Raw genomic sequence first — 14572 nt, forward strand, 5'->3', positions numbered from 1 at the left:
TATGGTAACTACAAAAAGGCCCGCATTTATGCGGGCCTTTGTTTTTTATTCTAAAATATCTGCGCTTTGGTTCTAATGCTTATTTATCCATATGCACAACAGAGCGAATACTTTCACCTTTATGCATTAAATCAAAGGCATTGTTAATGTCACCAAGACCCATGGTGTGAGTGATAAACTCTTGAAGACCAAAGTCACCATTTAAGTATTGCTCTACAATACCTGGCAGCTCTGAACGACCTTTAACACCGCCAAATGCAGAGCCGCGCCATACACGACCTGTCACTAATTGGAATGGGCGCGTTGAAATTTCTTGTCCTGCACCAGCTACACCAATGATCACAGATTCGCCCCAACCCTTGTGACAGCACTCAAGTGCAGAACGCATAACGTTGACGTTGCCGATACATTCAAACGAGTAGTCAACGCCGCCGTCAGTCATTTCAACAATCACTTCTTGAATAGGCTTATCGAAATTCTGAGGGTTTACCACGTCAGTTGCACCAAGCTGTTTTGCTAGGTCAAACTTACTTTCATTAATATCAATACCAATAATGCGGCCGGCGCCTGCCATGCGTGCACCAATAATGGCAGATAGACCGATACCACCTAACCCAAAGATAGCAACCGTGTCGCCTTCTTGTACTTTCGCAGTTTTAAGCACGGCGCCCATACCGGTTGTCACACCACAGCCAAGTAAGCATACTTCTTCTAACGGGGCCGTTTTGTTTACTTTCGCCAGCGATATTTCTGGTAAAACCGTGTACTCAGAAAACGTTGAACAGCCCATGTAATGATAAATTGGCTCACCATCTTTAGAGAAGCGGCTTGTGCCGTCTGGCATTAAGCCTTTACCTTGTGTTTCGCGCACTGCTTGGCAAAGGTTAGTTTTGCCTGACTTACAGAACTTACATTCGCCACATTCTGCGGTGTAAAGAGGAATAACGTGATCACCAACTTCTACGCTGGTTACACCTTCGCCCACCATTTCAACAATACCACCACCTTCGTGGCCTAGAATTGAAGGGAATACGCCTTCAGGATCATCACCGGACAGCGTAAATGCATCAGTGTGGCATACGCCAGTTGCAACGATGCGTACAAGTACCTCGCCTTTCTTAGGAAGCTCTACGTCAACTTCTTCCATCTTTAACGGCTCACCCGGGCCCCAAGCCACCGCAGCTTTTGACTTGATGTGAGTTTGACCTTCTTGCAACGAATCTTTAAACGATGTCATGTGATGACTCCTTAATCATAAATATACGATGATGTTTTATAGGCCAAAGTATAGGAGACGGATTACTAATGATAAATACGGTTTTAGTAAATCACTATTTCATATTTGTAATAATTGATTTGGCCAAATAGAATGTACTTAAATAAACCAGCGCTGCGTTGAACAACGCTAAACTAACGAGTGGCGATAATGAAATATCTAGAAGGCATAGCCGAGTTTTGTGCCGTAGCTGACGTTGGCAATTTTACCGGGGCTGCAAATAAGCTCGATACGTCAGTTGCGCAGATAAGCCGTAAAGTCGCATCACTTGAAAAGCAGCTAGGCGTTAAATTATTACAGCGCACTACGCGAAGTGTTTCACTTACTGAAGCGGGCACGCAGTATTTTCAGCAGGCAATGCCTGCATTAAAGGCGCTCGAAGATGCCCAGCTAGCTGTAAGCGCACTGCAAGCATCGCCGCAAGGGCTAATTAAACTTACCGCTCCCGTAGCGTTTGGCGAAGCCTTTATCGCGCCTTTGCTCAATACCTTTATGCAAAAGTACGCTGGCATTAGCGTTCAGTGCACGTTCTCCAATGAAAAACTCGATATTGTGGAGCAAGGCCTCGACCTTGCCATACGCATTGGCAAATTAGAAGACTCGACACTTGTTGCTAAAAAGCTGGCTACACGTCATTTGTTTGTATGCGGTAGCAAAGACTATTTTTCTCAACACTCGATGCCAAAATCTCTACAAGAGCTTAAGGAACATACTTTGTTGGTAGGCTCCCAACCCAACTGGAGGTTCGTTGTAAATAAAGAAGTGCAAACGTTGCCAGTGCAAGGACGTGTGCGATACAACAGTGGCAACGCACTCTGTAGCGCTGCTTTGGCAGGATTGGGGCTTACCCAGCTACCTGGGTTTTATGTGCGTGAAGCATTGGCACGCGGCGAATTGATAGAGGTATTACCAGAATATAAAGACAAGCAAGAAGCTATTTGGGCAGTATTTCCTTCCAATAGAAATGTTGCGCCAAAGATTCGTTTACTGGTTGATTTCCTTGCCCAAAATATCATGGATGATCGCTAGGAAAACAAACAAAGTAAGCCTTGTGTGCCTTAATAAGCAATATTCCGTGTAGAGTGTTGCACTTTTTGCAATACAGTGTAGTGAAAACTGCGGTTGACATATAGACGTCTATACGGCAAATTGCCTGTATGAAAAAGATTCTACTTACTCGCACCACCATTATGTTAATTACCACCTTAAAAAGGGCGGTCGCTGACTAGTGCAAGTAAGCAAAAGACAACGAAAGCCCGCCTAACACAGAGCGGGCTTTTTTTTACACACGTTTTAGCATGCGTAACCTTAAGGAGCAGCATATGAAAGTCTTAAAGTTTGGGGGTTCTTCTCTAGCCGATGCACCGCGATACATGCGCGTTATGGAAATTAGCACGGCAACCCACCAAACCGACGGTGCTGCGGTTGTACTCTCTGCCCCAAAGGGGGTAACGAACGCGCTTTCACTACTATGTGAACAAGCAGCCGCGGGTGAAGATTTCCAGCCGTTATTCAATAAGTTGAACGACACGGTTACCGGCATCGCCAACAACCTAAACGAAGAACTCGACGGGTTTGCACATGCAAGCGTGGTAGAATTCATTAATAGTCACCTTTCCGTATTAAAACAGCACCTTGAAGGTATTAAGCTGCTTGGTGTTGCACCTGATAATGTCGCTGCCGGTATTCTAAGTATTGGTGAGTACATCTCGGTGACGCTTTTTAGCGCTATGCTATCTGCCAAAGGTATCGCTAATCGCGTTATTGACCCGGTTAAGTATGTGCTGGCCGAAGGCGATTACCTAGACAGCATTGCCGATGTGTCGCTTAGTAAAGCGCGCTTTTCAGATGTGCCTACTGACGGCAGTGAATTTCTGGTCATGCCGGGGTTTGTTGCTGCTAACGAAGCGGGCGACAAAGTCACGCTTGGGCGTAACGGCTCAGACTATTCAGCGGCCATTTTAGCGGCGTGTATAGACGCAAATTGCTGTGAAATTTGGACAGACGTAGATGGTGTTTATAACGCTGACCCGAACCAAGTTGAAGGGGCAGTGCTGTTAGACAAGCTTACCTATCAAGAAGCGATGGAGCTGTCTTATTTCGGTGCCAAGGTACTTCATCCGAAAACTATCGGTCCTATTGCCCAACACCACATCCCTTGTTTGATCAGAAACACACTAAACCCAGCTGCGCCAGGTACGCTAATCAGCAATGAAAAAAGCGAGGTGTGGACGTCAGTTAAAGGTATTTCACAGCTTGATAACGTCACCATGTTTAACGTTGCAGGCCCTGGCCTTAAAGGCATGGTTGGTATGGCAAGTCGTGTGTTTGAGGTGATGTCGAACGCCAATATTTCAATAAGCCTTATTACCCAGTCTTCTTCAGAATACTCAATCAGTTTCTGTATCCAAAGCAAAGACGCCAGTCGAGCGTTAACGCTTCTTGAAGATGCATTCGCGCTAGAGCTTCAAAATCAATTGCTAGACCCCATTGAAGTGCGTCATGACCTAGCCATTGTTACTTTGGTTGGTGACGGTATGCGTCAAACCAAAGGCTTGGCAGCGCGTTTCTTTAACTCGCTTGCCCAAGCGCGGGTAAACAACGTAGCTATTGCTCAAGGCTCTTCAGAGCGCTCTATTTCAACGGTAATTGAAAGTAAGCGTGCTAAGAAAGCGGTAAAAGTCATTCACCAGAATTTTTTCTCTGACCGCCATACCATCGACGTATTCCTAGTAGGGTGTGGCAATGTGGGAACCGAACTGCTAGGTCAAATTGAAAAACAACAGCCTGCATTGTTAAAACGCAATGTTCAGCTGAGAGTTTATGGCATTGCAAATAGCCGGAAACTGCTGTTAAACAGTCAAGGTATTGATTTAAGCGGTGACTGGAAAGCGGCACTTGAATCGGCAAGCGAAGGATTAAGCGTAGAGCGCCTGCATCAGTTCGCTAACGACAATAGTCTGGTAAACCCGGTGATTGTTGACTGTACTAGTCACGAAGCGATTGCAGAGCAATATGTAGATATGATGGAAAGCGGTTTTCACGTGGTAACGCCAAATAAAAAGGCGAATACGAGCGCTATGTCTTACTACCGCAAGCTTCGCAAGACCGCGCAATCGACAAATCGTCAGTACCTTTACGAAACCACTGTCGGCGCAGGGCTACCGGTTATTGATAACTTGCAAAAGCTATTCAGCGCCGGCGACACCTTACACCGCTTTGAAGGAATTCTATCGGGCAGTTTGTCTTATGTATTTGGCAAACTTGAAGAGGGCATGAGCCTGTCGCAAGCGACACAAACAGCCAAAGACAACGGCTTCACAGAGCCTGATCCGCGCGATGACTTAAGCGGCATGGACGTAGCGCGCAAGCTGCTTATCATGGCTCGTGAAGCTGATTTAGCGTTAGAACTATCTGACATTGAAATTGAGTCTGTACTGCCAAAAGGTTTTGCCGAAGATTGTTCAATTGACGAGTTTATGCAGCAGCTGCCAGAGTTAGATGCGTCGTTTGGTGAAAAGGTTGAAGCGGCTAAAGCAGAAGGTAAAGTACTTCGTTATATCGGCAGCATTGAAGACGGAAAATGCAAAGTAAGCATTCAGGCTGTACCGGCAAGTAACCCTCTTTCGCAGGTAAAAGACGGTGAAAACGCGCTGGCGATTAACAGTGACTACTATAGCCCAATCCCTTATGTAATTAGAGGATATGGAGCAGGTGGTACGGTAACAGCAGCAGGGGTGTTTGCTGACATTCTGCGTACTATGCCGTGGAAGCAAATGGCGCACTAAGGGCTAAATAACGCTTAGCTTGCTTAGCGTAGATAGGCGGCTAAAGTAAGATATTCGAAGGTGTGACTTAGGCCAGTAATGTTGTGGCATCGATTTAAAGCGCTAATTTATTGAGCTAATTTGAAGCGCTAATATAAAGAGCACGCCACAAGCGAAGTAAGAGTAATAATATGAAAGCATTCACGGCCTTCGCGCCGGCATCAATAGGAAATGTGAGCTTAGGCTTTGACGTACTGGGCGCAGCGCTTGCGCCCATTGATGGCACTAAGCTAGGTGATGAAGTTGAAATAAAGGCGGCTGAGTCATTTTCATTAGAAACGGTGGGGCGCTTTGCTCACAAACTTCCGGGCGATGCAGACAGTAATATTGTAACCAAGTGCTATCACTATTTCTGTGAGCAAATGGAAAAGGCTGGAAAAACAACCTCTCCTGTTGCGCTTACGCTTCATAAAAACCTTCCAATAGGCAGCGGGTTGGGTTCAAGCGCAAGCTCTATTGTGGCTGCGTTTGCAGCGCTAAATGCTTACTTCGACACCCCGTTCGATGAAGATACTCTGCTTATAATGATGGGCGAATTAGAAGGCCAAATAAGCGGTAGTATTCACTATGATAATGTTGCTCCCTGTTACTTAGGTGGTATGACGTTAATGACAGGTAGCGATGCGCCGGTCACGCTTTCGTTGCCTTTAAACGACGAATGGTACTATGCCGTCTGTTATTCAGGTATTAGCGTATCAACGGCGGCGGCTCGCGATATCTTACCTAAACAGGTGGAAATGGCGACGGCACTAACCTTTGGTCGACAGCTAGGTGTGTTTGTACACGCCTTACATGTAGGTAACTTTGATTTGGCAGCATCGGTAATGAACGATGTCATAGCCGAACCTTACAGAAAATCGCTACTGCCTGGCTTTGATGACGCTCGTGCGTTTAGTGAGCAAGCGGGTGCGCTCGCTTTTGGTATTTCTGGCTCGGGACCTACGGTTTTTGCCGTGTGTCCAAGTAAAGCGCAGGCGGAAAAAGTCGCCGCCTATTTAACAGAGAACTACATTCAAAATGAAGATGGCTTTAGCCATGTGTGCCAAATACCAAGCCAAGGCACCATTGTTTCTTAAGGTACATAGCTTTTTAAGGTACATAGTTTCTTAAAGTACATGGTTTCTTAAAGGCAAATGATTTCCTAAAAGCACAATAATTTTTTAAAAGATTAAAAGGGCAGAGTACTTGCCCACATAAAAAGGTAACAGCAAGTGGAATTGGTAAATTTAAAAGATTCATCGGACACAGCAAATTTTGCTGAAGCCGTTAAGCGGGGCTTAGGTAAAAACCAAGGGCTTTATTTTCCAAAGCATATTCCTACCCTAGACAATATTGACGAATTGTTGGAAAAGCCATTTGTAGAGCGCAGTATTGAAGTACTTCGCGCCCTTATCGGCGATGAGCTGAATAATGGCGAGCTAGAAGAAATTGTTCAGACCGCATTTGCTTTTGGTGCACCAGTTGAGCAGGTCAACGATAACGTATACTGCTTAGAGCTTTTCCATGGTCCAACGCTGGCGTTTAAAGATTTTGGCGGCCGCTTTATGGCGCAAACCCTGTCGCGTATTAGCGAAGGGAAGCCAGTTACCATTCTAACAGCGACTTCAGGTGATACCGGCGCAGCGGTTGCACATGCATTTCACGGCATCGACAATATCAACGTGGTTATTTTGTTTCCAAAGGGCAAGATTAGCGCGCTGCAGGAAAAGCTATTCACTACGCTAGGCGGTAATATTCATACCGTTGCTGTTGAGTCAGACTTTGACGCATGCCAATCACTCGTAAAAACCGCGTTTGACGACCCTGACGTACGTGAAGGCCTTCACCTGAACTCAGCAAACTCAATCAACATAAGCCGTTTATTGGCACAGGTTTGCTATTACTTTGAAGCGGTAAGTCAGCTGCCAAAAGAGAAACGAGATCAACTCGTTATTTCAGTACCTAGTGGTAACTTTGGTAACCTTACGGCTGGCATGATTGCTAAATCGTTAGGTTTACCTATAAAGCGTTTTATCGCAGCAACTAACTTAAACGACACGGTACCTCGCTACCTTAAAACCGGCGAGTGGGAACCTAAGGCGACGGTTGCGACCATGTCTAACGCAATGGATGTAAGTCAGCCTAATAATTGGCCGCGAATAGAGGCGCTTATTGAGCGTGGCTATATCGACAAAGCGTGTCTTAAAGGTGAGATGGTTGACGAAGAATATACGCAGCTTGCTATGCGTCAATTAGCGCAACAAGGCTATACCAGCGAGCCACATGCCGCGATTGCCTATCGCGCAGTAAGTCACGACTTAGAAGACGGCGAAATTGGTTTGTTCTTAGGAACAGCGCACCCGGCTAAGTTCAGAGAAACCGTTGAAAACGTGCTAGGTAATCCAATCAGCTTACCGAAAGCGTTGGCCGATGTAGCAGGCGAAGACAGCTTAGCGGTAGACTTGCCAGCGTCTTACGAGGCACTTAAGCAGCATATGATGGATTTGCTTAAGTAATGACACCCTCGGCTACAACATGGCAAAGCGCGCTTAGTGACGAAAAGCAAAAAGACTATTTTGTTACGTTGCTTGAGCGCGTGAAGCACGCTCGTGAAGCGGGAAGCGTTATCTACCCGCCTCAGTCTGACGTATTCAATGCGCTTAAATACACGCCGCTAGACGAAGTAAAAGTCGTGATCTTAGGTCAAGATCCGTACCACGGTCCTAATCAAGCCCATGGACTTTGTTTTTCAGTAAAAGCTGGCGTTAAAACACCGCCATCGCTTAAAAATATGTACAAAGAGCTGTTGTCTGACATTGATGGTTTCACCGAGCCTAATCACGGCACGCTGACGTCGTGGGCGGAGCAGGGCGTATTGCTACTTAATACTGTATTGACCGTTGAGCAGGGCAAAGCACATAGCCACGCGAAATGGGGATGGGAAACCTTCACCGATAAGGTTATCGATGTGGTCAATGAGCACTGCCAAAACGTTGTGTTTCTTCTGTGGGGAAGCCATGCGCAAAAGAAAGGTAAGCACATTAACCGTGAAAAACACCACGTTTTACATGCGCCTCATCCGTCGCCACTCTCAGCACACAGAGGCTTTTTAGGTTGCAAACACTTCAGCCAAACAAACGAATACCTTATTGCTAAGGGCAAAGAACCCATTAATTGGCAGGTATAGTACTGGCAGAAATGGCAGCTAGCCACACAGTAAGTGTGGTTGTCTTATTCAGTGCCCTATCAATGGCTCACTATATAAATGCCTAAATAGCTATGAGACCATGTTATGCGGTGTCATGCAGTCTGGCCGCAATTAGGCACAAAGCATATTCCTTAGCTATTACGCTATTACATAGAGCCAGCGAAGAGACACCATGCTTGCAAGTGAAGCATTTACAGCACGCTAGAAAGTAAAAAGGCCGCCTGTTTAACAGGCGGCCTTCGTTTTATCTTTCCAGTGTCTCTAGCTCGTACTCGAAACCACAGTCGAGTTCGGCCAGTTCTTTTTCTAATTTGTAGCGATCTTGTAGCGCTTCGATTTCTCTCCACTTACGTTTTTTGCTTTTGGTTTTTGCTGGGCTTGCTTCGATGTCTAACATGGCAAATAGATCTGATTTATCCACTGGGATCTCCTTTTTATACCACTACAACTAATACAGAGTTCTTGTTTTTAATTCCCTCTGTACAATTTTGTATCACAGCCGCCACTAAAATAAAATAGTTTAATTTACCTTTTATTAACAAATTGTGACGATATGATGACAACGGTAAGGAAATGTCCAGTGTGTTTAAAGCGTGAACAATAACTGTATGTAATTGATCCTATTTGTTTTGTTAGTAATCAATTGCACAGTGTTACGGACATCAAAAATGTCTGTCGTATTGTCGATGAAAACCGCAACAAAAAACGGCTAGCTTCCGAAAAAGCTAGCCGTTCAGTTTGTTATTTGCACCAATTGGGTGATTTTAAATCACCTCGCATTCCTTATTTTGGTGCATTCGCTGCTCTGAATTTGGCAATCAATTGTTGTGTTGAAGCGTCGAAATTATCTTTGTCTGCCTCGCCTTGAATGCCTGCAAGTACTTGGTTTCCTAGTACTTTACCTAACTCTACGCCCCATTGGTCGAATGAGTTAAGGTTCCAGATAACACCCTGAACGAATACCTTATGTTCATACATTGCAACCAGCGCGCCAAGTGTTTTAGGCGTAAGGCTATCAAACAAGAAAGTATTGCTAGGCTTGTTGCCAGGCATGGTTTTATGAGCGGCCAAGCGTTTGCGTTCAGCGTCGTCTAGGCCTTTACCGTCAAGGTCTGCATAACACTCTTCAAAGGTTTTACCCTGCATTAGTGCCTGGGTTTGACCAAAACAGTTAGACGCAAGCATAGCGTGATGCGTGTCGTCCTGGTTAGGAACGTTAAGTGGCAACATGAAGTCTGCTGGGATAACGCCAGAACCTTGGTGAATAAGCTGATGGAAGCTATGCTGGCCGTTTGTACCTTCACTGCCCCAAATAATTGGGCCAGTAGGGTAATCTACGTGCTCACCTTCTTGCGTCACTTCTTTACCATTACTTTCCATATCTAACTGCTGTACGTAAGCTGGTAAGCCGCGAAGATAGTGGTAATAAGGCAGCAACACATGAGACTGTGCATCGAAAAAGTTTCTGTACCATACGCCTAACAGTGCAAGTAGAACAGGCATGTTTTCTTCTAGCGGTGCGGTTGTGAAATGGGTGTCCATGTCAAACGCACCTTCAAGTAAGCCTTTGAAGTTTTCAAACCCAAGGGCTAGCGAGATAGGCAGGCCAATGGCAGACCACAGTGAGTAACGACCGCCTACCCAATCCCACATAGGGAAAATATTGTCGGCGCTAATACCAAAATCGGTGGCTGCTTTAACGTTTGAAGACACGGCTACAAAGTGTTTAGCAATATCTTCTTGTGTACCGCCAGACTTTAAGAACCAGTCTTTAGCCGTAAGTGTATTTTGAAGCGTCTCTTGGGTAGAGAAAGACTTTGACGACATGACCACCAAAGTTTCTTCAAAATCTACGCTAGATAGCACATCGTGAATGTGGCAACCATCAACGTTGGCAACAAAGTGAACTTTCACGGCATCAACGGTATGCGGCTTAAGTGCCTCGGTCATAATCTTAGGACCAAGGAACGAACCACCAATACCAATTGCCACAATGTGCTTGATAGGCTTGCCGGTATAACCTTTGTGTTCACCGCTGTGAACCGATGCGGTAAACGCTTCAATTTTTGCAAGCGTAGCATGCACTTCAGGCATTACGTCTTCGCCATCTACCAGTACTTTACGGTCTGAGAAATTACGAAGTGCGGTGTGAAGCACAGCGCGACCTTCTGTTGAGTTAATCTGCTCACCAGAAAACATCGCGTCGCGAAGGGCTTCTAGTTTGCATGCTCGAGCAAGGTCGAAAAGTCCTTTAAGCGCGTCATCATTTACACGGTTTTTCGAGTAATCAAGAAAAATACCGCAGGCTTCAAGCTGCATCTTGTTCGCGCGATTTGCATCTTGTGCAAACCAGTCGCGCATGTGCGCATCTTTTACCGCTGAAGCAAGTTCAGACAGTTTTTTCCATTCAGGAAGAGAAGTTAAAACACTCATTGTTTCAATAGCCCTTACGCGCTTAGTTTTTCGCGAAGCATGGTTTCAAGTTTTTCCTGATCTGCGGCGAAGTTGCGGATGCCTTCAGACAGCTTTTCGGTTGCCATTGCATCTTCGTTCATTGCCCAGCGGAATTCGCTTTCTGTTAAGCGGTCACCTGGTGTTTTTGTAGCGCCATTGTCTTTCAGTTTAACTTCTAGTTCGCCAGGCTCGTTTGCCAGTTCTTCTAGCAGTGCTGGGCTAATGGTTAGACGATCACAACCTGCCAACGCTTGAATTTCACCAATGTTACGGAAGCTTGCGCCCATCACTACAGTATTGTAGCCGTGGTCTTTGTAGTAGTTGTAAATTTTAGTTACAGATACTACGCCTGGATCTTCATCTGGTGCGTAAGACTCAGTACCGGTCGCTTTTTTGTACCAGTCTAAAATGCGCCCTACAAATGGAGAGATAAGATAAACACCGGCCTCTGCACAAGCTTGTGCTTGGGCGAAGCTAAATAGAAGCGTTAAGTTACACTGAATGCCTTTCTTCTCTAGCTCTTCTGCTGCCTGAATACCTTCCCAAGTAGAGGCAATTTTAATAAGAATGCGTGACTTATCGATACCCGCGTCTTCATATAGCTGAACCAAACGTTCCGCTTTTTCGATAGTGGCGGCAGTGTCGAACGAAAGGCGTGCGTCTACTTCAGTTGAGATTCGGCCTGGAATCGTTGCAGAGATTTCTTTACCAATGGCTACCGCTAGTTTGTCTGCTGCATCGGTAAGCTGCTGGTCAGCGTCGTTTGACTGAAGTTTTGCCCATGCTACAGCATCATCAATTAGGCTTGCATATTGAGGAAGACCAGCCGCTTTTAAAAGTAGCGACGGGTTAGTTGTGGCATCGACTGGTTGATACTTTTTAATGGCATCGATGTCGCCCGTGTCGGCAACAACGGTAGTGATATCACGTAATGAAGCTAACTGATTGCTCATAATTCTCTCTGTTCTTTATCAAAATAAATGTGACAACTCGCTGGAAAAGCCAGTTGAATAAAACGGTTCGCTTGCGCGTGTGTAGGGCTTCGCGCTTACGTTCTTTTTTACCAGTTCTTAGTTCTTTAATAAGTACTGGTACATGCAGCGCTTTGGTAATTGAGGTACGTTCACGGAGGGTGTATCTCAATTATTGTTTGAATAATTATTTGTAACGCTATTTATATCAAACCCGTGTGACAATTCATACATTGAATAGCGACAAAATGGCTAATCGGATTTCTCTGTTAAGCCAATTTACGTCTTTCTTATGCCATTTTGCTTTTTGAAGCGTATCAGGTGGTACAATAAGGGCGTAAAAATTAAGGAGTCGAAATGTTAGTTGTAGTATCCCCAGCAAAAAATTTAGATTTTGAAAGCGAAATTCCTGTGAGCCAGTTCACTCAGCCTGCCATGCTTGAAGACACTGAACGTTTGATGGAAGTTTGCCGCACTTTATCTCCGGCTGACCTATCATCGCTGATGAAAATAAGCGACAAGTTAGCAACGTTGAACGCCAACCGTTTTGCTGAGTTCTCTACACCGTTTACTCCCGATAATGCACGCCAAGCAATGTATGCGTTCAATGGCGACGTGTACACAGGGTTAGATGCCTACTCGCTTGATAGCGAAACGGTCGAATATGCGCAACAACACCTTCGTATTTTGTCTGGCCTATATGGACTACTTCGTCCACTAGACTTAATGCAGGCCTATCGTTTAGAAATGGGCACAAAATTAGCAAACCCAGAAGGCAAAGACCTGTATGCGTTTTGGGACGATCGCATTACCTATATGCTTAATAAGGCATTAGAAGCGCAGGGTGATAACGTGTTGATTAACCTTGCTTCGAATGAGTACTTTAAAGCGGTGAAGAAGAAGTCGTTAGACGGCATGATCATTACGCCAACGTTTAAAGACTGCAAGAATGGTCAGTATAAAATTATCAGTTTCTTTGCGAAGAAAGCCCGTGGTTTAATGGCGCGTTATATTATTGAAAACCGTGTAGAAGACGTAGAAGGTCTGAAAAACTTCGACGTAGATGGCTATGTGTTTAGCGAAGAACAAAGCTCATCAACGGAACTTGTGTTTCTGCGTAACCAAGAAAGTTAAGAGAAAACCCAGAAATAGGGGGTGTAAGCAAGCTTGCCTATTGTCTCTTAAAGCAATGGCCTCTCTTTTTTTCTTGTGAGCGTGCTGAAGTGGGTAAACCATCATTATGGAATACCCACTTTTAGTTTACTCACTGCATAAAAAAGTTCTTGTATTGTTCTCTTAGCTCTACTTTGCGAATTTTCCCTGTACTTGTCATAGGTAGTGCGTCGCAAATAAATATATGTTTGGGTACTTCAAACTTGCCAAGCTTCTCCTTACAAAATGCATTGATGGCTGGCAACATCTCTTGTGTTAAGTCATTACCCACTATGCATGCGCAAACCGCTTCACCCCAGTGAGGATGAGGCACTCCTATAGCAGCTGCAGCTTCTATTTCTTTCATTAAGCAAAGCGTTTGCTCTACTTTTTGAGATGACACATTTTCTCCTCCAGACTTAATGGTATCTTTTACCCTATCGATAAACATTAGTTGGCCTTTACTATCGATAAATCCTAAGTCACCCGTGTGGTGCCAACCAAATTTATATGCGGCTTTGCTGGCGTCTTTATTTTTATAATATCCATTCATAACTTGCGGGCCTCGCCACACTATTTCACCTGTTTCGCCCTGTTCCACTTCTACACCTTCCTCATTTATTACGGCTTGCTCGTTAAAACACAGGGGAACACCCCAGTAGTTACCCTCTGCAAATTCAGTTTCACATCCGTCTTTGAACAAACTAGAAACAGGGCTAAATTCTGTTTGCCCACTGCCTAAGTGGACTTTGCAGCCAAAAGCATCGCGAATTTGCTGACGATTCTGCTCACTCATTGGCGCCATACCGTAAATGGCTAATTTAAAGTCGCTAAGATTTCGTTCGTGAAAGTTATCTGTTGCCATTAATGCATTCCACATCATAGGTAAAAGCACAGACGTTTCTATTTTCTCACTTTCTAAGCTGTTCGCTATTTGGATGGGATCGAATGTAGCGTGAAGCGTACAGCATCCACTTCTTAAAAACGTAGGGTAGAGTATTGAAAGGGCGGTACAGTGAAATAGCGGAAGAACGAGTAACATTTTGCACTGTGCGCTTAGTTCTAGTTCTATTGCCGCAGTAAGTGCTGCAATGGTTAGTGAAAGGTGAGATGTTTCAACCGCTTTGGGTTTTGAGGTGGTCCCAGACGTGTAAATCATGTGGGCTGTGTCTCTGTCGTTTATTATCCTGTCTTCAATTTCTGTGTCGCTATGCTCTTTGATAAAGGGCTCAAATGCGAACGTTGCCTTGCCCTTATCTTGGCCTAACTGAATGGTGAAATGTATGTCGTCATTATTATTAGTGCTTGCAAACACAAGATCTGAGAGTAGAGGGTCGAAAACGACTACTTTGGAACCGCTGTGTTCAATATTAAAGGTCACGTCGGCAACGCTTTGCATAAAGTTAATAGGCACTGCAATAACGCCCAGTTTGTAGCAGGCGAAGTAAGTAACAACAACATCTATCTGGTTTACCGCTAACATCGCCAGCTTATCGCCTTGTTTAATGCCTTCACGCATCAGCGCATTGGCTAATTTATTAACTTTTTTGTTGAGCTCGCTATAGGTTACGGTACGGCGTTCATTGTGATAAAAGTCGACTAGTGCAGGCAAACTGCCGCTATCTCGTGCGCGCCTGCGCATTAAATCTCCCATGGCTACGCGTTCTACCAAGTTTCTTTCTAACTGTTGTGTTCTCATGCTTGT

At 44.9% G+C, this 14572-nt stretch carries 11 protein-coding genes; 6 read left to right on the plus strand and 5 right to left on the minus strand.

The features are described from left to right. Positions 1–79 precede the first annotated feature (79 nt). The gene (locus WA381_RS00930) at positions 80–1237 is read right to left on the minus strand and encodes an S-(hydroxymethyl)glutathione dehydrogenase/class III alcohol dehydrogenase (protein ID WP_014950490.1); all 1158 of its coding nucleotides are present in this window, start codon (positions 1235–1237) and stop codon (positions 80–82) included. A gap of 189 nt (positions 1238–1426) precedes the next feature. On the opposite strand from WA381_RS00930, the gene WA381_RS00935 reads away from it, so the two are divergent. The 5 genes from WA381_RS00935 (at position 1427) to ung (ending at position 8269) form a co-directional block, all read left to right on the plus strand. Next, on the plus strand, positions 1427–2305 hold the full coding sequence (locus WA381_RS00935; RefSeq protein WP_039226287.1) for a LysR substrate-binding domain-containing protein: 879 nt from the start codon (positions 1427–1429) through the stop codon (positions 2303–2305). A gap of 293 nt (positions 2306–2598) precedes the next feature. After that, positions 2599–5064 (plus strand): bifunctional aspartate kinase/homoserine dehydrogenase I, encoded by a 2466-nt coding sequence (thrA, locus tag WA381_RS00940; RefSeq protein WP_156086836.1) that lies wholly within the window; start codon positions 2599–2601, stop codon positions 5062–5064. Between the two features lie 170 nt (positions 5065–5234). Further along, positions 5235–6179 (plus strand): homoserine kinase, encoded by a 945-nt coding sequence (gene thrB / locus WA381_RS00945; RefSeq protein WP_039226291.1) that lies wholly within the window; start codon positions 5235–5237, stop codon positions 6177–6179. A gap of 135 nt (positions 6180–6314) precedes the next feature. After that, a complete protein-coding gene (gene thrC, locus WA381_RS00950; protein ID WP_156086835.1) occupies positions 6315–7598 on the plus strand; it encodes a threonine synthase in 1284 nt (427 codons plus the stop codon). Continuing rightward, entirely contained in the window at positions 7598–8269 is a 672-nt protein-coding gene (ung, locus tag WA381_RS00955) for a uracil-DNA glycosylase (RefSeq protein WP_156086834.1), read from the plus strand. Before thrC ends, ung begins: the two co-directional genes overlap by 1 nt. Positions 8270–8534: 265 nt before the next feature. Here the strand turns inward: ung and WA381_RS00960 are convergent, their stop codons facing one another. From WA381_RS00960 to tal, 3 genes are all read right to left on the minus strand, one after another. Then, entirely contained in the window at positions 8535–8711 is a 177-nt protein-coding gene (locus WA381_RS00960) for a DUF3545 family protein (protein ID WP_012519516.1), read from the minus strand. Positions 8712–9073: 362 nt separating this feature from the next. After that, positions 9074–10723 (minus strand): glucose-6-phosphate isomerase, encoded by a 1650-nt coding sequence (pgi, locus tag WA381_RS00965; protein ID WP_156086833.1) that lies wholly within the window; start codon positions 10721–10723, stop codon positions 9074–9076. Positions 10724–10737: 14 nt separating this feature from the next. Next, a complete protein-coding gene (gene tal / locus WA381_RS00970) occupies positions 10738–11697 on the minus strand; it encodes a transaldolase (RefSeq protein WP_014999319.1) in 960 nt (319 codons plus the stop codon). A gap of 375 nt (positions 11698–12072) precedes the next feature. Here tal and yaaA point away from each other — a divergent pair, with 375 nt between their 5' ends. Continuing rightward, positions 12073–12849 (plus strand): peroxide stress protein YaaA, encoded by a 777-nt coding sequence (yaaA, locus tag WA381_RS00975; RefSeq protein ID WP_039218774.1) that lies wholly within the window; start codon positions 12073–12075, stop codon positions 12847–12849. A 130-nt stretch (positions 12850–12979) separates the two neighbouring features. On the opposite strand, the gene WA381_RS00980 is transcribed toward yaaA, so the two are convergent. Next, positions 12980–14566, minus strand: a complete 1587-nt coding sequence (locus WA381_RS00980) for a class I adenylate-forming enzyme family protein (protein WP_156086832.1) — start codon at positions 14564–14566, stop codon at positions 12980–12982. Positions 14567–14572: the final 6 nt, after the last annotated feature.

Origin of the sequence: Alteromonas sp. CH_MED4-4 (assembly GCF_037029575.1) — a bacterium.
GTDB lineage: Bacteria > Pseudomonadota > Gammaproteobacteria > Enterobacterales > Alteromonadaceae > Alteromonas > Alteromonas macleodii.